General features: G+C 68.8%; 18 protein-coding genes. 15 read left to right on the top strand and 3 right to left on the bottom strand.

The window, feature by feature from the left end; translation table 11 throughout:
• Together NR810_RS42840 and lptE are read left to right on the top strand one after the other, a co-directional pair.
• Positions 1-585: a hypothetical protein gene (locus tag NR810_RS42840; protein ID WP_257461187.1), complete on the top strand. Its 585-nt coding sequence runs from the start codon at positions 1-3 to the stop codon at positions 583-585.
• Positions 586-616: 31 nt separating this feature from the next.
• A complete protein-coding gene (gene lptE, locus NR810_RS42835; RefSeq protein ID WP_257461185.1) occupies positions 617-1,159 on the top strand; it encodes an LPS assembly lipoprotein LptE in 543 nt (180 codons plus the stop codon).
• 11 nt (positions 1,160-1,170) lie between these two features.
• Here lptE and rpsT read toward each other — a convergent pair whose 3' ends face one another.
• Complete coding sequence (gene rpsT / locus NR810_RS42830; protein ID WP_257461183.1) at positions 1,171-1,452, bottom strand: 30S ribosomal protein S20; 282 nt, start codon at positions 1,450-1,452, stop codon at positions 1,171-1,173.
• A gap of 113 nt (positions 1,453-1,565) precedes the next feature.
• Entirely contained in the window at positions 1,566-2,738 is a 1,173-nt protein-coding gene (gene mazG / locus NR810_RS42825; protein ID WP_257461181.1) for a nucleoside triphosphate pyrophosphohydrolase, read from the bottom strand.
• Positions 2,739-2,846: 108 nt separating this feature from the next.
• On the opposite strand from mazG, the gene NR810_RS52390 reads away from it, so the two are divergent.
• The 7 genes from NR810_RS52390 to NR810_RS42790 all read left to right on the top strand — a co-directional run bounded on the left by NR810_RS52390 (position 2,847) and on the right by NR810_RS42790 (position 12,072).
• Positions 2,847-5,054 (top strand): hypothetical protein, encoded by a 2,208-nt coding sequence (locus NR810_RS52390; RefSeq protein ID WP_306818988.1) that lies wholly within the window; start codon positions 2,847-2,849, stop codon positions 5,052-5,054.
• A 12-nt stretch (positions 5,055-5,066) separates the two neighbouring features.
• On the top strand, positions 5,067-6,248 hold the full coding sequence (locus NR810_RS42815; RefSeq protein WP_257461180.1) for a DUF4388 domain-containing protein: 1,182 nt from the start codon (positions 5,067-5,069) through the stop codon (positions 6,246-6,248).
• Positions 6,249-6,350: 102 nt separating this feature from the next.
• Positions 6,351-7,445: a PhoH family protein gene (locus NR810_RS42810; RefSeq protein WP_257461309.1), complete on the top strand. Its 1,095-nt coding sequence runs from the start codon at positions 6,351-6,353 to the stop codon at positions 7,443-7,445.
• A gap of 108 nt (positions 7,446-7,553) precedes the next feature.
• On the top strand, positions 7,554-10,046 hold the full coding sequence (locus NR810_RS42805) for an HD family phosphohydrolase (protein WP_257461178.1): 2,493 nt from the start codon (positions 7,554-7,556) through the stop codon (positions 10,044-10,046).
• Between the two features lie 27 nt (positions 10,047-10,073).
• Positions 10,074-10,919, top strand: a complete 846-nt coding sequence (gene ybeY / locus NR810_RS42800; protein WP_257461308.1) for an rRNA maturation RNase YbeY — start codon at positions 10,074-10,076, stop codon at positions 10,917-10,919.
• Between the two features lie 169 nt (positions 10,920-11,088).
• Positions 11,089-11,484, top strand: a complete 396-nt coding sequence (locus tag NR810_RS42795) for a hypothetical protein (RefSeq protein ID WP_257461176.1) — start codon at positions 11,089-11,091, stop codon at positions 11,482-11,484.
• 63 nt (positions 11,485-11,547) lie between these two features.
• Positions 11,548-12,072: a hypothetical protein gene (locus NR810_RS42790; protein ID WP_257461175.1), complete on the top strand. Its 525-nt coding sequence runs from the start codon at positions 11,548-11,550 to the stop codon at positions 12,070-12,072.
• Positions 12,073-12,090: 18 nt separating this feature from the next.
• Here the strand turns inward: NR810_RS42790 and NR810_RS42785 are convergent, their stop codons facing one another.
• Positions 12,091-12,624 carry a MarR family winged helix-turn-helix transcriptional regulator gene (locus NR810_RS42785; protein WP_257461174.1) on the bottom strand — a complete coding sequence of 178 codons (534 nt, stop codon included), beginning with the start codon at positions 12,622-12,624 and terminating at the stop codon, positions 12,091-12,093.
• A 344-nt stretch (positions 12,625-12,968) separates the two neighbouring features.
• Here NR810_RS42785 and NR810_RS42780 point away from each other — a divergent pair, with 344 nt between their 5' ends.
• The 6 genes from NR810_RS42780 (at position 12,969) to lysS (ending at position 19,805) form a co-directional block, all read left to right on the top strand.
• The gene (locus tag NR810_RS42780; RefSeq protein WP_257461173.1) at positions 12,969-13,220 is read left to right on the top strand and encodes a hypothetical protein; all 252 of its coding nucleotides are present in this window, start codon (positions 12,969-12,971) and stop codon (positions 13,218-13,220) included.
• 87 nt (positions 13,221-13,307) lie between these two features.
• On the top strand, positions 13,308-14,612 hold the full coding sequence (locus tag NR810_RS42775; RefSeq protein WP_257461172.1) for an Lnb N-terminal periplasmic domain-containing protein: 1,305 nt from the start codon (positions 13,308-13,310) through the stop codon (positions 14,610-14,612).
• Positions 14,613-14,664: 52 nt separating this feature from the next.
• Positions 14,665-15,784, top strand: a protein-coding gene (prfB, locus tag NR810_RS42770) for a peptide chain release factor 2 (RefSeq protein ID WP_257461169.1) whose coding sequence is annotated in 2 segments (ribosomal slippage) — positions 14,665-14,733 and positions 14,735-15,784 — 1,119 coding nt in all. Because the reading frame shifts where the segments join, the coding sequence is not laid out codon by codon here.
• Positions 15,785-15,898: 114 nt separating this feature from the next.
• A complete protein-coding gene (locus NR810_RS42765) occupies positions 15,899-16,534 on the top strand; it encodes a sigma-70 family RNA polymerase sigma factor (protein ID WP_407653894.1) in 636 nt (211 codons plus the stop codon).
• Positions 16,535-16,560: 26 nt separating this feature from the next.
• The gene (locus tag NR810_RS42760) at positions 16,561-16,914 is read left to right on the top strand and encodes an anti-sigma factor family protein (RefSeq protein WP_257461168.1); all 354 of its coding nucleotides are present in this window, start codon (positions 16,561-16,563) and stop codon (positions 16,912-16,914) included.
• A gap of 1,346 nt (positions 16,915-18,260) precedes the next feature.
• A complete protein-coding gene (lysS, locus tag NR810_RS42755; protein WP_257461167.1) occupies positions 18,261-19,805 on the top strand; it encodes a lysine--tRNA ligase in 1,545 nt (514 codons plus the stop codon).
• Positions 19,806-19,810: the final 5 nt, after the last annotated feature.

Raw genomic sequence — 19,810 nt, 5'->3', positions numbered from 1 at the left:
GTGCCGACCGAGGTTCTCGTCATGTGCACGCGGTGTGGCCGCCCCCAGCGCGCGGGGGCGGGCCGCTGTGCCGCGTGTGGTGCCGGGCTGCCGGATGCGCCCCTGCCTCCGCCGGCCGGCTCCTCCTCGAGCCGCTTCCTCTCGTTGGAGCTCGCGGACGGGCGCGTCCTCGTCGGCGAGGGCAACCGCCTCTCCTTCCGTCCGGGCGCCTCCGCCACGCCCTTCCTCCTCGAGCTGCCCGGGCTGCGCCGCCTCTCCCTGGTGCACCGGCCGCGCTACGAGTCCCTGCTCCTCACCGCCCTGGCGCTCGGGTTGCTGCCCTTCGTCAACCTGGCGGTGGCGCGGTGGGGGCTCGGCCTGATGGCGCTTTTGGGCGTGGCCCTCGTGCTCTCCGGGCGGCGTTACACGCTCGTCCTGGAGTCCTCGGGCCACGTGGAGACGCGCTGGGACCTGGGAGCCGTGCAGCGGGGCTCCGGCCTGGAGGGGCGCCTGCGGGCCGCCTGGAGCACGCTCGCGGACGTGGTCCGCGCTCGGGGCGTGGAGGTGAGCGAATCCTTCTCGCGGGGGGGTTCCCCTCGCGCTTGACCCGCCGGATCACACCGCTACTGTGGACGTCATGTCCCGGCTGAGCGCGGTGGGGTGGGTCTTCTTGCTGTCAGGTCTCGGGTGCGGCTACCGCTTCACGTCCAGGAGCGCGGGGCTGCCCGAGGGGGTGCACGCGGTGTGCGCTCCCGTCTTCCGCAACGACACGCCCGAGCCGGGCCTGGAGCTGCTCTTCACCCAGGCCTTCCGTCAGGAACTGGTGCGGGCCGGGGCGCTCGGCGGTACGGGGGCGTGTGATGCCTCGGTGGAGGGCGTGGTGGTGTCCGTGAGCAGCGCGCCCACCACCGGCGCGGAGCCCGTCTATCAGGGGAACACGCTGGTGACCGGCCCGCGGCTCGCCAGCTATCGCGCCTCGGCGGCGGTGCTGTTGCGGCTCTCGAAGGCTGGACGGGTGATGTCGGAGACGACCGTCTCCGGCAATGAGGACTTCCTTCCGGGCACGACGAGCGCGTCCGGCGATGTCCTGGAGGCGGAGGCCAACCGGCAGGCCGCGCTTCATCGTCTCGCGGAGACGTTGATGCGCGAGGGATTCGACCGGTTGGCCAACGGCTGGTGAGACCGCGACGACTACTTCGCGGCGGCGGCGGCCTTGGCGCGGTTGGCGGCCTTGGCCAGCCGGGAGATGCGGCGCGAGGCGGCGCGCTTGTGCACGACACCCTTGGAGGCGGCCTTGTTGATGGTGCGCGTGGCGGCCTTGAGCGCGTCCGCGGTCTTACCCGCGTCCTTCGTGGTCAGGGTCTCGCGCAGGCTCTTCACGGCGTCCTTCACCGTGGTGCGGATGTTGATGTTGCGGGCGCGGCGCTTCTGCGCCTGGCGGTTACGCTTCTCTGCGGACTTGGTGTTGGCCAAGGTGATCTCCAGCTTACTTCTGTGGAAAAGAGGGGCCGTACCTACTTCGGCGCCTACCGAGCGTCAAGGCTTGCGTGATCCGTGCCACGGATCGGACGCCCATCACACATCAATCAGCGGCCTCCGAAGGCATATTCCCACTGGAGGCCGGCCGGATCCCGGAAGGTGATCCGTCCGGCGTGGGCCTCGCCCTCCACGACGCACCCGGGTGACGTCTTCTCCAGGGTGGTGCGCAGCCGCTCCACCGCCGCGGCGGACGGTGCCCCGAACGTGAGGGCAGCAGGGGAGGGAGCACCGGCCCCCGCCGTGAAGGCGAGCCGGTACAGTCCATCGCCGTACACCGCCTCGTCCGGACCCGTCCGCTCGGCGCTCCATCCCAGGAGGGGGGCCACGGCGTCCCAGAAGGCCCGCTGGGCGGCGAGGTCCGCCACCGGCAGGCGCAGCCCCACCAGGGGTGCACGGGGTACGCGGGTCGGGGGCGGCAGGCCCTTCTCCACCGCCTTGGCGGCCTGCCAGTGGCGCTCCATGTGCTCCAGCGTGGCCTCGCCCAGGGGGACGCCCTCCGCGCGCAGGGCGGACTCGATGTGTTGGAAGCGCGTGGTGAAGCGGCGGATGGCCATGCGCAGCGCGTCCTCGGCCGGCGTGTGGATGACGCGCCCGAGGTTGGCCAGCGAGAAGAGGACGTCGCCCAGCTCGTGCTCCAGCTCGTCCCGGTTTCCGGAGGCGATGGCCTCGTCCAGCTCCCCCAGCTCCTCGTACAGCTTGGCGCGCACCTCCCGGACGCTCGGCCAGTCGAAGCCGATCCGGCTCGCCTTCTCCGTGAGGCGCTCGGCGCGCATCAGCGCGGGGGCCGCCGTGGGGACACCATCCAGCACCGAGCCCTCCCGGCCCGTCTTCTTCTTGCGCTCCTCGGCCTTGAGCTTCGCCCAGTTGGCCAGCGGCTGCGGGGTGCCATCCGCCTGCTTCTCGCCGAAGACGTGTGGGTGCCGGTGGGTGAGCTTGTCGCTGATCGACTGGCACACGTCCGCCATGGAGTACTCCCCCAGCTCCTCGGCGAGCCGGGCGTGGAAGACGATCTGGAAGAGCAGATCCCCATGCTCCTCGCACAGCGCCCGCCACGGCCCTCCATCGGCCACCCGGTCCATCTCGTCGAGGACCTCGAATGCCTCCTCGAGAAGGTACGGGCGCAGCGAGCGCAGGTCCTGCTCCCTGTCCCAGGGACAATCGGCTCGGAGGCGGGCCATGATTCCCATCAGCCTGTCCAGTTGCTCCCCTGCTGCACTCACGTTTTCCTCTCCTCTCCGAGCAAGCGGGCTCCTGTAGCATGCGGGGAACCGCCCGCGAGGCGGGACAACTTCCTGTGAGCGGCCCCGTCGCCTATCATCCCGGCCTGAATGTCGCGCCTCCCCCTGTTGCGCTTGCTGTCATTGATGATGACGTGCCTCGCGCTGTTGCTGCCGGCACGTCCCGCGCATGCGCAGAAGAAGTCACAGCGTCAGGCTCCCGCGGTGCAGAAACCGTCGTATCAGGATCCTTCGCTGTTGGAGCCGGAGGAGATGACGGTCGAGCCCGATCAGACGGAGATCGACGACTCCTCCGAGGAGTCGGACGAGGGCTCCACGCGTCAGGGCCGTGGCAAGAAGGGCAAGAACAAGAAGGGCTCGGACGAGGAGAGTGAGGCCGAGCAGCCCTTGGAGATGACGGAGACCCCCGTGGTCCCCGCGACGCCTCCGCCCGCTCCGGCGCCGGTGGTCCGTCCTCCGCCTCCGCCCATCCTCACCCCGCGCGTCACCGATGCGGATCTGCAGGCCGTGTGGGACCGGTGGCAGAAGGCGGTGGCCGCGCTGGACATGGAGGCGGCCCGGAAGGCCCAGCAGGAGCTGGTGTCCCTGAAGGACGACGTGGGGGCCCTGGACATGGAGGCCCTCAGCATCGGCTTCATCCGGGCGGCCGAGGGGCGGCGAAAGGCCAACGATACGGCCGGCGCGCTGCAACTGGTGGAGCACGCGGTGGCGCTCTCGCCGAACCTTCCCTATGCGCGGCTCGCGCTCGCCGAGGCCTATGCCCGCCGCTCCCCGGGCGACGTGGGGGCGTACTCGCGTGAAATCAAGGCCGCGCTCGAGGTGATGCTGAAGGACCCGCGCTACCGGCGTCCGGCGCTGGCGGACCTGGGGGCGGTGTTCCTGGTGGCGGTGCTGGCCACGGCGGCGGTGGTGGTGGGCGTGCTCTTCCTGCGGCGGGTGCGCTACTTCCTCCACGACTTCCACCACCTGCTTCCCCGGGCGGCGGCGAGGTGGCAGTCGGCGGCCCTCGCGGTGCTGCTGGTGATCGGCACGCCGCTGGCGCTGCGGTGGGGCCTGGTGCCCGTGCTGCTCCTGCTGCTGGCGTCGGTGTCCCTGTACCTCACGGTGGTGGAGCGGGCGGTGGCGGTGGTGCTGCTGGTGCTGGCCGCGATGGTGCCGTTCGCCGCCGGGCAGATCGCCCGGTCCGCCTCCTTCGCCGGGACGGTGGCCGAGGACGTCTACGTGCTCGAGCGCGGTGGGCTCGCGGCGGAGCAGGTGGCGGACCGGGTGCGCGTGCGCCACGAGAAGAAGCAGGCCGGCTTCGCGGAGCTGTTCGCGCTCGGGCACTTCGAGGCCCGCCGCGGGCAGATGGAAGAGGCCATCGCCCACTACAAGGCCGCGGCGGTCCTCAAGCCCGATCACGCGGTGTTGATGACCAACCTGGCCAACGCGATGCTGGCCACGGGCGATCAGGACGGGGCGGCGCGGCTCTACGCCGCGGCCTCCGGGGCGGACCCGTCCCTGGCCGCTCCCGCCTTCAACCTGGCGGAGGTGTACCGCCGTCGCGCCGCGGTGGCGCCGGACTCCGAGATCGGCTCCGAGAACCAGAAGGCGCGCGATGCCCTGGGCGCCGCGCAGCGCCTGGATCCCTCCCTGCTGATGTGGCAGCGCCCGCCGGAGGATCGCCTGCTGATGAACCGCGTGCTGCTCGGCCCGGCGCTCGCCGAGGCGGACCTGCCGGCGACGGAGGACGCGGTGGCGGGAGACAGGGTGGAGGCGCAGCTGTCGCGCCGGCTGCTCGGAGGCGGCTCGGGGATGGCCGCCTGGGGCCTGCCGGTGCTGGGCGCGCTGCTCGTCTTCGGGTTCGGCTTCGCGACCCGGTCGATGAAGGCCTCGCACGAGTGCGAGAAGTGCGGCCGTCCGGTGTGCCGGCGGTGCGACAAGGAGCTGGGCGTGGCCGCCAAGATGTGCGCCCAGTGCGTCAACGTCTTCTCGCGCAAGGGCGCGGTGGAGGCGCGCGTCCGGGCCCGCAAGCAGATCGAAATCGAGCGCAACCGCAGGTTGGAGAGCGGCGTGTCGTTCGCCTTCGGCTCGCTGGTGTCCGGCGCGGGCCACCTCTTCCAGGGGCTGGCGGTGCGCGGCGCCATCTACGCCTTCTTCTTCCTCCTGGCGGTGTCGGGCGTGCTGCTGCGCTCCGGGGTGCTGCGCTCGCCCTACGGCGAGGTGCCCATGTACCTCAAGCTGGCCCCGCTGCTGCTCTTCCTCATTCCCCTCCACCTTTTGACGTTGCGCGGCCTGTACCGCCGCCAGAACGAGTAGGTCGGAACGACGATGGCCCTCTCGGGAACGCTCAAGGACTTTGGTATCGCGGACATCCTGCAGCTCATCGGGCAGCAGCAGAAGACCGGTGTCCTCTACCTCAAGAGCAAGGAGCAGGAAGTCCAGGTCTTCTTCCGGGACGGCAACATCGTCCGCGCCGAGAGCGTCACGCGGAAGAGGAAGGATCTCATCGGCAACATGCTGGTGCGCGCCGAGCTCATCTCCGAGCAGCAGCTCGAGAGCGCGCTGGACGTGCAGAAGCGCACCCTCAAGCGGCTGGGGGACGTGCTCATCTCCAGCGGCTTCATCACCGCCGAGAAGCTCAAGCAGATGATGCAGCTCCAGGTGACGGAGACCCTCTACGGGCTCTTCTCCTGGAAGGCGGGCACCTACGAGTTCAAGCAGGAGGATGTGCAGGCCGACGGGGACTCCATCACGCCGCTGCGCGCCGAGAGCGTGCTGATGGAAGGCTTCCGGATGGTGGACGAGTGGCCCCACGTCCGGAAGAAGATCTCCAACGAGGCGATGACCTTCGAGAAGGTCAAGGAGCTGCCCGCCTCCAAGGCCAAGGAGAAGGAGGACGACTTCGACGCCGCCTTCGACGATGCCTTCTCCGAGGAGAAGAAGGACGAGAACAAGGGTGAGTTCAAGTCCATCGGCAGCTCCGAGCGCCGCGTCTACGGCCTCATCGCCTCCGGCCGTGACGTGCGCAAGCTGGTGGACCTCAGCGGGTTGGGCGAGTTCGAGACCTGCAAGGCGCTCGTCAACCTGCTCAACCTCGACTACATCCGCGCCATCCAGCCCACGGGCCGGGCCGCCTCCGGGGGCGGCGCTGGCATGCTCGTCCGGGTGGGCGGCATGGTGGCCCGGGGTGTCGTCACCATGGTGGTGCTGGCCGCGCTCGGCTTCGTCGGCTCCCGGCTCAAGCCGGACACCTGGGACCTGGGTGACGAGTCCGCCTCCTCGTACGCGGACCCGGCTGCCCAGCGGCTGCTGGCCCGGGCACAACAGGCCCGAATCGAGTCCGCCCTGGAGGTGTTCCGTCTTGAAAAGGGGAACCTTCCAGAGCGTTTGGATGCGCTGGTGGAGGTGGGACTCCTACAGCGGGAGGATCTGCGCTATCCCTGGCGGGACGATTACTATTATCGCCGCACGTCAGATCGGCAGTTCATCCTCCTACCTCCCCTGCGCTAGGCGGCACGCTTGCTTCCGCCTTTCGCTGGCAGCGGGAGGACGTTAGCTTGAAGTGTGAGGTCGATTTTGGGACCGGAAACCCGCCCCGAGGGATTGGACGAATTGCGAAACCCCGCCACTGTAGAGGCCCCGGCAGGCAGCCCCACCTCCGCCAAGGTGGATGTTCGTGACAACGCGACGACCCTGGCGCTGTGCGGCAACCAGAACGAGAACCTGAAGCTCATGGAGAGGCGCCTCGGCGTCCGGATCGGACAACGGGGCACCGAGCTCCACCTGTCCGGACCGGCTGACGCCGTCGCGTTCACGGTGCGCCTGGTGGAGAACCTCGAGGGCATCATCCGCGCCGGCCGTCCCGTGTACCGGGAGGACGTGGAGCAGGCCATCAAGGTCCTGGGCCGCGGCGGCGCGGAGAGCCTCCAGGAGGTCATGCTCGGCCCCGTGCTCAAGAGCTCGGGCAACAAGCAGATCTCCCCCAAGAGCATCGCGCAGAAGCGCTACGTGGACGCCATCCGCGCCCACGACATCGTCTTCGGCATCGGCCCGGCGGGTACCGGCAAGACGTACCTGGCCATGGCCATGGCGGTGTCCTTCCTCCAGGAGCGCAAGGTCAAGCGCATCGTCCTGGCGCGTCCCGCGGTGGAGGCCGGCGAGAAGCTGGGCTTCCTCCCGGGTGACCTGGCCGAGAAGGTCAACCCCTACCTGCGCCCGCTCTACGACGCCCTCCACGACATGATGGCCGTCGAGCGCGCCATCCAGCTCATCGAGCAGGGTGTGGTGGAGGTGGCCCCGCTGGCCTTCATGCGCGGCCGCACGCTCAACGACTCCTTCGTCATCCTCGACGAGGCGCAGAACACCACCGTCGAGCAGATGAAGATGTTCCTCACCCGTCTGGGCTACAACAGCAAGGCGGTCATCACCGGCGACGTGACGCAGGTGGACCTGCCCACGGGCAAGACGAGCGGCCTGCACCACGCGCGCTCCATCCTGAGGAACATCGAGGGCATCAACATCTCCGAGTTCACCGAGGTGGACGTGGTCCGTCACCCGCTGGTCCAGGAGGTGATCCGCGCCTACGATCGCTTCGACGCGGCGCAGCAGGCCGCCAAGGCGCTCGCCAAGGAAGCGGAGGGGGCCACGGCTCCCGGAGCGGCTCCCGCCCCGGCTGAGACGACGGAATCCGACACGCCAAACCCTTGATTTCACAGGGTCGATGAACGGGCGAGCGGGCAGGGGCGGCGGACAGGCACTCCCGCCGCCCGCTTTGCTTGAAGAACCCGCCACCCCTCCCATAGGTTGAGCACCCCCATGGCCGAACCGGAATCGTCGCCCCCCGGACCCAGTCCGCTGGACGCACTCGCACAGCGCTTCCGGCTTGGTCCCCGGTGGGGTCGGCGTCTGACGAGCGTGCTGTTGTTGCTGGCGGTGTCGGTGGCGTCCGGTTTCGTCATCTCCCCCGGCCTCTACAGCCAGCAGATCCCCGCCCTGACCGAGGAGCATCTGGGCAAGCCCTTCCGGGCGAGCTCCCCGGCGGGCTTCAAGGCCGGGCGCGACTACGAAATCATCCACCAGGCGATGACCGAGCAGCGGCGCCAGGAGGCGCGCGGCGCGGTGCGGCCGGTGTACGACCTGAGCCCGGGCGTGGTGTCGGAGGTGCGCGCCTCGGTGAGCGGGGCCTTCGCGGAGATGCGCCAGCGCCTGGTGGCGAAGGAGCCCACCGACGAGGCCGTGGCGGCCCAGCCGGTGGAGGGGCAGAAGCCCCAGGTGCGCAAGCCGGCCTCGGCCGCGGAGGAGCGTGAGCGCCAGCGCCGCGAGCTGGACACGCTGCGGGAGGACTTCCAGGTGCTCCTGTTCGGGCGGAAGGACGCGGTGCTCGAGCCGGAGGACTTCCAGGCCCTGCACGCGGCGCGCTTCTCCGAGTCGGTGGAGGCGGCCACGCTGGCCCTGGTGGAGCGGGCGTACGGCTTCTCCGAGCCCACGGCGGTGTTCATCGCCAACTCGCGCGAGGAGCTGTCGCGCGAGGGCCCCCAGGGCATCACCGTGAGGGATCTGCGGCACAACGGCGAGCAGACGCTGCCGGGGACGGCGCCCACGGTGGTGGATGTGCGCGAGGCGTACATGGAGCTGGACCGGTTCGCCTCGATTCCGGGCAACCTGCTGCCGGACTCGCCGGGCGTGCAGCGCCGGGCGGTGCTGCGGCTGGCCAAGCGGCTGGTGCGGCCCAACCTCACCATCAACCTGGCGGAGACGGACGCGCGGCGGCGCCAGGCGGCCATGGCGGTGAAGGACGCCGTCATCTCCATCAAGAAGGGCCAGCGGGTCATCGGCGACGGAGAGCTGGTCAACGAGACGCACCTGGTGACCATCCGGGGCATGCGCTCGCAGACGGACCGGTTGGACCTGTTGCAGCTTCAGGTGGGTGGCACGGGACTGGTGGCGCTGCTCATCTCGGCCACGTACCTCTTCTGCCGGGCGGCCTTCCGGCGCTTCCGTCCCACGCGCAAGGATGGGCTGCTGCTGGGCCTGCTGCTGGTGACGATGCTGGGCCTGTTGCAGATCTGGGTGTCCATCGCGGACGCCGTGCAGGACCGGTACACGGCGCTGCCGCTGGAGGCCTTCTATTACGCCTTCCCGGTGGCGGCCGGGGCCATGCTGGTGCGCTTCGTCCTGTCCGAGGAGCTGGCGCTCTTCTTCGCGCTGGTGATGGCGTGCCTGGCCGGGGTGATGCTGGGCAACTCGCTGTCCTTCGGCATCTACGCCCTGGTGGGCGCGCTGGTGGCGGCCGACCGCATCACCAAGGCCAAGGACAGGGTGGGCATCTTCAAGGCGGGCCTGTCCACGGGCGCCGTCAACCTGCTGGCGGTGTTCTGCCTCTTCATGGCCGAGGGCAAGGGGCTCAACAGCGACACGGCCCTGACCGCGGTGTTCGCCTTCGCGGGCACGTCGCTGGCGGTGCCGGTGGTGGTGCTGGCGCTCACCCCGCTCATCGAGTCCGTGTTCGGCTACGCGTCGGACCTGAAGCTGCTGGAGCTGGCCAACCTGAACCACCCGGCCCTCAAGGAGCTCATCGTCCAGGCGCCGGGCACCTACCACCACTCCATCATCATCGGGACGCTGGTGGAGAACGCGGCGGAGGCCATTGGCGCCAACCCGCTGCTGGCGCGCTCGTGCGCGTACTACCACGACATCGGCAAGGGCCGGAATCCGCTCTACTTCGGTGAGAACCAGAAGGGCGACAACAAGCACGACAGCCTCGCCCCGGCGATGAGCGCGGTCATCATCAAGCGCCACGTCACCGAGGGCCTGGAGATGGCGCGCCAGTACCGGCTGCCCAAGCTGGTGGCGGATGCCATTCCCCAGCACCACGGCACGCGGCTGGTGGGCTACTTCTTCCACAAGGCGATGAAGGAGCAGGAGGGCAAGGAAGGCGCGCCGCCCCTGGACGAGAGCATCTACCGCTACCCGGGCCCCAAGCCGCAGTTCCGCGAGGCGGCGCTGGTGATGATCGCCGACGCGGTGGAGGCCTCGACGCGCTCGCTGCCCGAGCCCACCACGCCCCGCCTGCACTCGCAGGTGCAGAAGATGATCAACCTCATCTTCTCCGAGGGGCAGCTGGACGAGTGCGATCTGACCCTGCGGGACTTGAACCTCATCGCGCAATCCTTCCTGCACACGCTGGAGGGCATCTACCATGCGCGTCCGGAGTACCCGGCGGGCGCGCTGCAGGCGGGCCCCAAGGGGGCGGCGTTGACGGTGGCGGGGACGAAGCAGGACGGCAAGGCGCGCCCGGCGGGCACCTGAGCTCGAGGCGGTGGGAGGCCGAACGTGGTGAAGCTGCGCAAGGGGAAGCTCATTCCCCGCGAGGATGGGAAGCGCGTCGAGGAGTTCGTGGGCGCGGCGACGACGGGCACCGAGTCCATGTCGGTGGCTCGCATGCTGGCGCCGCCGGGTTGGTCCGCGACGGCGCGCACCGCCCGGTTCGACGAGGTGGTCATCGTCCTCAAGGGCGAGCTGACGCTGGTGGTGGATGGACGCGGCCAGCGGATCGCCGAAGGGGAGATGGGGCTGGTGCCCCGGGACCACCGGGTGGTGTTCCGCAACGAGGGGCAGGGGGCGTGCGACTACTACTCGGTCTGCGCGCCGGCCTTCCGGGTGGAACTGGCGAACTTCGAGGAGGAGCCCGAGGAGCAGGAGGCCAACCGGGTGACGCTGCAGGTGGCGCACCCGCAGGGCAAGCGCTTCGCGAAGCTGGTGACGGAGCTGGCGGAGACGTTCCTGCGCAAGCTGGAGCTGACGGGATGCGAGCTGTCCATCTCGCTGGTGGGCGACCACGCCATCCGCCGCCTCAACCGCACGTGGCGCAAGAAGGACAAGGCGACGGACGTGCTGAGCTTCCCGGCGGGAGACCTGCCCAAGGGAACGCCGGGGCCGAGGCAGCTCGGGGACGTGGTCATCTCGCTGGACACGGCGAAGCTGCAGGCGAAGGAGTATGAGCGCACGCTGGAGTCCGAGGTGGCGCGCTACCTGGCGCACGGGCTGCTGCACCTGCTGGGGTACGACCACGAGCGCCCCAAGGACGCGCAGAAGATGGCGCGTGCCGAGGAGCGGCTGCTGGGCGAGAGCGGCATGGTGGGCGACGCGGTGGCCCCTCGGGCCCGCAAGCTCATGACCTGAGCGGAGTGCCCCGTGGCTCAGGGAGCGAAGTCGTGGTGTGAGCCGCCCCGCTCCGTTTGGATTGAATGCCGTTCCGTGAAGGCCGTCTCCCTGCGCGCGGATTTCTTCCGCTCCCCGTCTCACGGGGACGCCGGTTTTCACCGGCTCTGAGAATCCAAAGGGAGACGACATGACGAAGAAGAACGTGGTGCTGGGGTGTGCGGTGGCGAGCCTGTTGGCGGGGACGGTGGCGTGGGCGGGGAGCTGGTATTCCTATCCGGTCTTCGTCGATCAGACGGGACGGAAGGCCTACGGCACGCTCGGAGCGGCGCGGAACAGCAACGATCCGGTCCAGTTCATCTCGTGTGACACGCACGCCTACGCCGATGGCAGCAAGAACATGAGCTGCGCCGCGAAGACCACGGCGGGCACCTACGTGTACTGCGCGTCGAGCGTGGCGGCCCTCGTGGATGCGGCGCAGGGCATCTCGGGCGACTCGTTCGTCTACTTCGAGTGGAACACGAGCGGGGCGTGCACGTACCTGGGGGTGGGCAACAGCTCGGAGTACGAGCCGAAGCTGCAGTAGGCCAGCGTGGAGGCGCGCGGTCCTCGTGGCCGCGCCCTCCCTGAAGCCGGGAGGTCATTGCCCATGCAGACACGGATGAAGCTGTTGCTCCTGGTGACGTTGGGGCTGGGAGGAGGCCTGGGCTTCCTCGTGGGCAGGGGCTCGGCCCCGCCGGACACGCATGACGAGCTGCGCACCTTGCTCGAGCGACAGGGCGCGCAGCTCTCGGCGCTGGAGGCCCGGCTCGGTTCCGCCCCCCAGCAGATGAAATGTGCCGTGGCCGCGCCTGCCGGAGGTGGCCTCGATGCCGCGTGGCTCCGGGCGGAGCTGTCGCGCATCCTCGACGAGGAGCTGGGCGCGCGGCACGTGGAGGCGAAGCGGGAACCCCCACCGGAGCCCTCGCCGGAGAGCATGGCGTCGCTCCAGGAGGGACACCGCCTCATCGACGAGGCCAGCCGGGCGCGGCGGTGGAGGCAGGAGGATGCGCGGGAGCTGCGGCGCATGATGAGTGGGTTGAGTGGGGCCCAGCGGGAGGAGCTCATGCGGCGGTTCGCCGTCTTCGTCAACGCCGGTGGCGTCGACGTGCAGGTGCGCGGACCGCCCTTCTGAGCCCCGGGGGGCCCGGGCTCATCCGGCTCGGAGGGAGAGGTGGGGGGGCTCTCGACGGAGCGGGGCGTTGCCGACGCCCAGCTCCTCGGCGAGCGCGGTGAGCACGTCCTGGGCACCCACGAGCTGGGCCTCCGGCACGCGGGAGAGGGCGCGCTCCACGGCGGCCTCCACGGTGCCGGTGGTGGGGACATCCAGCGCACGGCCTCCCTGGGTGAGGGAGAAGCGCGCCTTGCGCGCGTCGAGCGGATCCGCCGTGCGCTCCACGTGGCCCCGCTTCTCCAGGCGCTTCATGACGCCGGTGAGCGTGCTGGGGTGGACATGGAGGATTCGCGCCAGCTGGCCCGCGGTGATGCCGGGGTACCGGCCCACGAGCCGCAGCACCAGCCGCTGAGGGCCCGTCAGTCCCAGCTTGGACTCCATGAGCTTCGAGGTCGATTTCAGCTGATGATCCACGGCCCACAACAGGCGCATGAACTCCAACACCTCGCCCAGGGGGGGCCTCGGGGTCTCGTCCGCGGTGGATTGAACGCCGGCCTCGTCAATTGCCTTCATGGCTACCGTCTCCTTGCGTCCGTCGGGCCTCGCGTGTCGGCGTGCCTGGATTCGCGGTGGATGATTGGATGGGCAAGCAATGCCTGTGCCGATGCACTCCCCTCGGAGGTGCGTACCGCGGAGGGTGTGGCATTTCGCCCCAGGAGGGGGGACTGTGGCGAAAAGGGACGCTGGCGAGGCCGGGTCAGCGCTTGTCCTGGGCCCGAGCGCTCCTCAGCCCTCCCGCGCGGCCTGGCGAGCCCGCGCGTGGCCCGCCGTCCCTCACTGGCACGGGTGGGAGCGCGGAGCCACTTTCCGTCTCAAGTGATGCGCATCCAGCGCGCCGCACCTCGAGGAGGTTTCCCATGGCCCAGTGCGAAGTCTGTGGCAACGAGTACTACCTGGCCTTTCAGGTCGTCACCGCGGGAGTGACCCACACCTTCGACTGCTTCGAGTGTGCCATCCACAAGCTGGCCCCCATCTGCAACACGTGCGGCTGCAAGATCCTGGGCCACGGCATCGAAGCCAACGACACGTTCTACTGCAGCGCCCACTGTGCCCACGCCCAGGGAGCCAGGGCCATCGTCGACAACGCGGCGCATGCCCAGGTGAGCTGAACGCCCCCTCACCTGGCGGTCACACATGGGGTTGAGTCGGGCGTTACGCATGATAGGTAGGCCCGCCCTCGTTTGTTGGGACGGACAATGCCCCGCCTTGCCCCATTGCTGACCTGCCTGCTCGGCCTGCTCCTCCTGGCTGCCAACCCGGCACATGCCCAGGAGATGCCTCCCTGGGGGACGGGCGAGAGCCGGGGCGAGGACCTGAGCATCTACCTGGTCACCTTCGGGCCGGGCGATGACGTGGCGTCGTGGTGGGGGCACGGCTCGCTGGTGGTGGAGGACCACAAGGCCCAGCAGGCGCGCCTCTACAACTACGGGATGTTCTCCTTCGACCAGACCATGCTGCTGCGCTACGCGATGGGGCGGCTCGAGTTCTGGGTGGACGACGCGAGCCCCGGGGCCACGTTCCGTTTCTACCGGTCGCTGAACCGGGACGTGCGGTTGCAGGAGCTGAACCTGTCGTTGGCGCAGAAGGTGGAGCTGGCGCGACTGCTGGCGGTGAACGTGCTGCCGGAGAACCGCAACTACCTGTACCAGCACTACAGCGACAACTGCGTGACGCGGCTGCGCGATGGCATCGACAAGGTGCTGGGCGGGCAGCTCCAACAGGCGATGAGCACGCCCGGGCGGATGACGCTGCGCGACCACGTGCGCCGCTACACGGCGGTGGGTCCGCCCATGAGCCTGCTGCTCGATTTCCTGATGAACGATGAGATCGACCAGCCCATCACCCGGTGGCAGGAGGCCTTCCTCCCGGATGAGCTGGAGCGGCAGGTGGCGGAGATGCAGGTGGTGGGGGCGGACGGGCAGAAGCACCCGCTGGTGGCGAGGAACATGACCTCCTACGCCTCGCAGGGCCGTCCCCAGACACCCGAGCAGCCGCCGAAGTACGGGCCGGTGCTGCTGGTGCTGGGCCTCGTGTTCGGCGGTGGCGCGGTCGGTTTGTCCCTCTGGAGCCGGCGGAGCGGAGCCCGGGCGCCTCGCATCCTGCTTGGCCTGCAGAACGTCCTGGTGGGCCTGGTGCTCGGGATTCCGGGTTTTGCCTTGTTCATCATGTGGGTGTTCACCGAGCACACGGTGACGCACCGCAATGAGAACCTCTTCCTGGCCAACCCGCTCACGTTGCTGGCGCTGCCGCTGGGCATCCAGATGATCTTCGGCTCGGCGCGGGCGCCCGAGCGGCTGCGGCGCCTGTGGCTGGCGCTGGCCGGGCTGGGCGTGCTGGGCCTGGTGCTCAAGGCGCTGCCGATGTTCGACCAGGACAACTGGCGCCTCATCGCGTTCATCCTGCCCATCTCGGTGGGCATGGCCGGGGCGCTGAGACTGGGCCGGGCTCCGGCGGCGGCTCGTGCTCCGGACGCGCTGGCTTCTTCCCTGAAGGCTTCCTAAGAAGCTTCGGCAATCGCGCGCGGGGACTGCCCGCCGCACACTGAGGACACACATGGCGAACGACTCGATGGAGAAGATCAACGGCCTTCGGGAGCGCCTGCTGGCGCTCCGGGGGCATCTTTGACCTCGACCGCAAGCGGTCACGTATCGCGCTGATCGAGCGCGAATCCACGCTCCCCACCTTCTGGGACGACAACACCAAGGCTCAGGCGATGCTCAAGGAGAAGTCCACGCTGGAGTCGAGCGTGAACTCCTTCGAGAGGACGCTGCGCGGCCTGGACGACGCGCAGGTGCTCTTCGAGCTGGCGGCCGAGGCCAACGACGCCGACAGCGCGAAGGAGGCCGAGGACTCGCTCACCACGCTCGAGACGGAAGTCTCCAAGCTGGAGCTGGCGCGGATGCTCTCGGGCGAGCAGGATCGGTCCAACTGCTTCATGGACATCAACGCGGGCGCGGGTGGCACGGACGCGATGGACTGGGCCGCGATGCTCATGCGCATGTACACGCGCTACTGCGAGCAGAAGGGCTGGAAGGTCGAGCTCAACGACTCGGTGCCGGGTGAAGAGGCGGGCTTCAAGAACGTCTCGCTGCGCATCGAGGGCGAGTTCGCCTACGGCTACCTCAAGGCGGAGGTGGGCGTGCACCGGCTGGTGCGCATCAGCCCCTTCGACGCCAACGCGCGCCGGCAGACGGCGTTCGCCTCGGTGGACGTGTACCCGGAGGTCGATGACACCATCAAGATCGACATCCCGGAGAAGGACTACGAGTTGAAGTTCATCCGCGGCGGCGGCGCGGGCGGTCAGAAGGTCAACAAGACCTCGTCGACGGCGCAGCTGCGCCACCTGCCCACGGGCATCCTGATCACCTGTCAGACGGAGCGCTCGCAGTCGGCCAACAAGGACATGGCGTTCAAGATCCTCCGGGCCCGGCTCTACGAGATGGAGCTGAAGAAGCGAGAGGCCGAGCAGGCGGCGGACGAGGCGCAGAAGAAGGACATCTCCTTCGGCTCGCAGATCCGCTCCTACGTGCTGGCGCCCTACCGGATGGTGAAGGACCTGCGTACCGGCGTGGAGACGGGCAACGTGGACGCGGTGCTGGATGGTACCCTGGAGGAGTTCGTCACCGCCCAGCTGATGGGGGTGAAGAACCCCAACCGCAACATCCCCGAGTAGTCCGAAACCGCGGTGGGAACCTTTCCGCGACCTCGTTGTCCAAGGTCGCGGAACGGGGAGCCGAGGGTGGGGTAGGATGGAAGCGCGCGGTGTAGGCCGCGTGGGAGGTCACCGGTGTCTTCGAGCGAGGTGCTCGGGATGGAGCTGGAGGGGAGGCCGGTGACTGGCGAGTCCGAGGCCGCCGCGCGCGAGGAGCGCCTGCTGCTGGCGCGGCTGAGGCGGGGTGAGCCGGAGGCCTTCGAGGCGCTGGTGCGGGCCAACCAGGACCGGCTCTACGACTTCTGCGTGCGGATGCTGGGGGATCGCGAGGAGGCGAACGACGTGGTGCAGGACATCTTCGTGAGCGCCCACCAGAACCTGTCGAGGTTCCGGGAGGACGCGAAGCTGTCTACGTGGCTGTTCCGCATTGGAAAGAACCACTGCATCAACCGGCTGAAGTACCTGAAGCGGCGGGGGAGGGGACGGTCGGAGGAGTACGGCGAGCAGAGCGAGGGGGCGCTGGCGGAGGCGTTGGGGGCACAGCCGGGGCCGGACGCGGCGTTGGAGTCGGCACGGGAGCAGGCGCGGGTGCAGTGGGCCATCTCGAAGCTGGAGCCGGACGCGCGGATGCTGGTGGCGCTGAGGGACATCGAGGGTTTGTCGTACGAGGAGATCGTCGACATCACCGAGCTGGCGTTGGGAACCGTGAAGAGCCGGCTCCACCGGGCGCGGGAGAAGCTGGGGGATCTCCTGGGACGGCTTGAGGAATGAACGGTTTTCAGCGGAGACTCCGGGACATGTCAGCACAGCTCAGCCACCGCGAGACCAAGGCCCTGTTCATCGCGCTCGCCGACGAGGAACTCTCGGCCGAGAAGGAGCAGGCGGTGCGCTCGCACCTGGAAGGGTGCGGCGAGTGCCAGAAGGGCTGGCAGAGCTACTCGAGCACCGTGTTGAGGCTGCGGAAGGTGGAGAAGGAGCAGGCTCCGCCGGCGCTGGCCTCGATGGTGATGACGCGGTTGAAGCGGCAGCGGCGCTTCGGGCTGAAGCGGCTGCACCTGACGCACGCGCAGTACCGGCTGCCGGTGGAGGTGCTCATCCCGCTGCTCATCGCGGCGGCGGTGGGCGCCTTCCTCATCATGTCCGCGCCCTGAGCCGCGAGGGGGGCTCCTGAGACACCAGGAGCCCGTCAGTCGTACCTCGGAAAGCACAGCCACGACTCTTCGACGGGAAGGTAGCCACACGTGTTGTTCGGGCCGCATGTATCTGGCCCGTTCGGGTTGCACCGCTGGCGGCAGGCGCCAAAGTCACAAACGAGTCCGTCCGGGCACGGGGATTTGTCCTTGCCGCAGGGCACCACGCACTCCATGTCGACAGTGGGCCGCTGCCCTCCGAGCTGATAACGGACCTGGCACTCGCGTCCTTCGGGGCAGGTCGTTCGCTGACAGTTGTTTCCCCGGAGAACCGCACACATGGGGAGTTCGTCGTCGTGGTGGATGCACTCCTGCCCTTCGGGGCACTCCCTGTCCTTGCAGTGGGGTCGGCAAGAGGGACCATCGGAGCCATTGCGGCAAGCAAGGCCGTCCGGACAACTCGTGGGGTCTTCCAATACGCAGGGTCTGCCACAGACACCGTTGCAGATGAGCCCCTGAGCACAGGCCTCTTCCCGCGTGTCCGCGCTGGAGACACAGGGTTGTCCCTCCTGGCGCGTACCGATGACGGCACATCGCCGCACCCGTGGGCCATTGTCCAGGGTGGGGCGTGTTTGGCAGGTGAAGCCCTCCTCGCACTGTGAATCCGACTGGCACTCACTGGCGACGCAGAAGCGGGGCCCTCCCGTGTAGATCTCGAGGCACCCGAGGGGTGGCTCACAGTCCTCGCGTTGGGTGCAGTGCTTCTCGAAGGTCTGGAGCTGTCGACGCTCGTCTGGGGGCAGGATCGGGCTGACGTCCGTTCCAGGTGAGAAGGCGGGCCAGTGTGTCCAGGAAGTCGCGGCGTAGAGGGTGAGTACGAGCGGCAAGGGCAGCAGCAGTCCCGCGATGATGCCGGCGGCTCGTTTCCAACTCACTCGCATATCCAGCGACATGGAGGTTGCCCATTGGGGCCGTAGCATTCCTGCCGGCGCGGCAGGTGGGGAGGGCACTCCTTCCGCGCCTCACGCTCCTCTTGGAGGTCCTTCTGCAGCGCCTCATCCATGGTGCCACCGATCATCCAGTCATGAGGGCATCCTGTCCCGATGACGAGCAGTAGCAGGGCGGGTATGAGTGCGATACGTCCAGGCATGCAGCTTCCCTCCTCCCCACGGGAGGGTAGCACGCGGCCCGAGACGCCCCGCAGCCTGCTCCGGTCAGGCGTGAGATGACTTGAGAGGTCACATCCCCGGGCCCGACCTGACTTCCCCTGCCCCTCGGGGGAATGCCCGCCGGGAACATCCGCCTTACCCATTCGTTGCGTCCCGGGGTGCGCTTGGCTACGGTGCCGCGCCCTTACGGGATGCCCCATGGCTGACACTCCAGAGAACAAGAACGCGGAAGCGGACCTCGGGTCCAAGGAGCAGGAGATCTACGACCAGCGCCTCGACAAGGCGCGCAAATGGCGGGACTCCGGCTTCAACCCGTATGGCAACGGCTACCGTCCCCAGCACCTCGCCGCCGACATCCTCGCCCGCCATGGAGACCAGTCCATCGAGGACCTGGAGAAGGCCGAGCCCATCTCCTACGACGTGGCCGGCCGCATCGTGGCCGTGCGCAGCTTCGGCAAGGCCGCCTTCGTCAAGCTGCGCGACCGCTCGGGGGAGATCCAGGCCCACCTCAAGAAGGACGCCCTCGGGGAGGCCTACGAGCTCTTCAAGCTCACCGACATGGGTGACTTCGTCGCCGTCCAGGGCACCATCTTCCGCTCCAAGACGGGCGAGCTGACCCTGTCCGCCACGAAGTTCGTGCCGCTCACCAAGTCCCTGCGGCCCCTGCCCGAGAAGTGGCACGGCCTCACGGACGTGGAGATCCGCTACCGCCAGCGCTACCTGGACATGGTCTCCAACCCCGAGGTGAAGCAGACCTTCCTCAAGCGCAACAAGCTCATCCGCTTCATCCGGGACTTCCTCGACACGCGCGACTTCGTCGAGGTGGAGACCCCGATGATGCACCCGCTGGTGTCCGGCGCGGCGGCCCGCCCGTTCATCACCCACCACAACGCCCTGGACATCGATCTGTACATGCGGATCGCCCCGGAGCTGTACCTCAAGCGCCTGGTGGTGGGCGGCATCGAGCGCGTCTACGAGATCAACCGCAACTTCCGCAACGAGGGCATCAGCACCCGGCACAACCCCGAGTTCACGATGCTCGAGTTCTACCAGGCCTACGCCACGTTCGAGGACCTGATGGACCTCACCGAGGAGATGCTCTCGGGCGCGGCGAAGGCGGTGACGGGCGACACGAAGGTGACCTACCAGGGTCACGTGCTGGACTTCGGCAAGGGCTGGAAGCGCATTCCCATGACCGAGGCCATCCGCGAGGTCGTCCCCTCGCTGTCCGACAAGGACATGGCGGACGCGGACCGGCTGCGCGCCGAGCTGCTCAAGACGACGCACGGCGAGGCCGAGCGCCGCGCCATCGAGACCATGCACCACGGGGAGCTGGTGGGCGCGCTCTTCGAGCACCACGTGGAGCAGAAGCTGGTGCACCCCACCTTCATCACGCACTACCCCACCGCCGTCAGCCCGCTGGCGCGCCGCAACGATCAGAACCCGGAGATCACCGACCGCTTCGAGCTCTTCGTCGCCGGCCGGGAGATCGGCAACGCCTTCTCCGAGCTCAACGACCCGATCGACCAGAAGGGCCGCTTCCTCGCCCAGCTGGATGCCAAGCAGCGCGGCCAGCAGGAGACGATGGACTACGACGAGGACTACATCCGCGCCCTCGAGCACGGCATGCCGCCCACGGCCGGTGAGGGCATCGGGATTGATCGCGTCGCCATGCTGTTCTCGGACGCACCGTCGATCCGCGACGTCATTTTGTTCCCCCTCCTCAAGCCGCTTGCGAAGTAGGCAGG

It is taken from the genome of Archangium lipolyticum, assembly GCF_024623785.1.
GTDB classification, from domain to species: domain Bacteria; phylum Myxococcota; class Myxococcia; order Myxococcales; family Myxococcaceae; genus Archangium; species Archangium lipolyticum.
This window is presented reverse-complemented; position numbering and strand designations above follow the sequence as displayed.

Coding starts and splice junctions, on each gene's coding strand:
- NR810_RS42780 (WP_257461173.1), top strand. CDS start 12,969: ATGGCCCAGTGCGAAGTCTGTGGCAACGAGTACTACCTGGCCTTTCAG.
- lptE (WP_257461185.1), top strand. CDS start 617: ATGTCCCGGCTGAGCGCGGTGGGGTGGGTCTTCTTGCTGTCAGGTCTC.
- lysS (WP_257461167.1), top strand. CDS start 18,261: ATGGCTGACACTCCAGAGAACAAGAACGCGGAAGCGGACCTCGGGTCC.
- NR810_RS52390 (WP_306818988.1), top strand. CDS start 2,847: ATGTCGCGCCTCCCCCTGTTGCGCTTGCTGTCATTGATGATGACGTGC.
- NR810_RS42805 (WP_257461178.1), top strand. CDS start 7,554: ATGGCCGAACCGGAATCGTCGCCCCCCGGACCCAGTCCGCTGGACGCA.
- NR810_RS42760 (WP_257461168.1), top strand. CDS start 16,561: ATGTCAGCACAGCTCAGCCACCGCGAGACCAAGGCCCTGTTCATCGCG.
- NR810_RS42795 (WP_257461176.1), top strand. CDS start 11,089: ATGACGAAGAAGAACGTGGTGCTGGGGTGTGCGGTGGCGAGCCTGTTG.
- NR810_RS42815 (WP_257461180.1), top strand. CDS start 5,067: ATGGCCCTCTCGGGAACGCTCAAGGACTTTGGTATCGCGGACATCCTG.
- NR810_RS42790 (WP_257461175.1), top strand. CDS start 11,548: ATGCAGACACGGATGAAGCTGTTGCTCCTGGTGACGTTGGGGCTGGGA.
- NR810_RS42785 (WP_257461174.1), bottom strand. CDS start 12,624: ATGAAGGCAATTGACGAGGCCGGCGTTCAATCCACCGCGGACGAGACC.
- NR810_RS42775 (WP_257461172.1), top strand. CDS start 13,308: ATGCCCCGCCTTGCCCCATTGCTGACCTGCCTGCTCGGCCTGCTCCTC.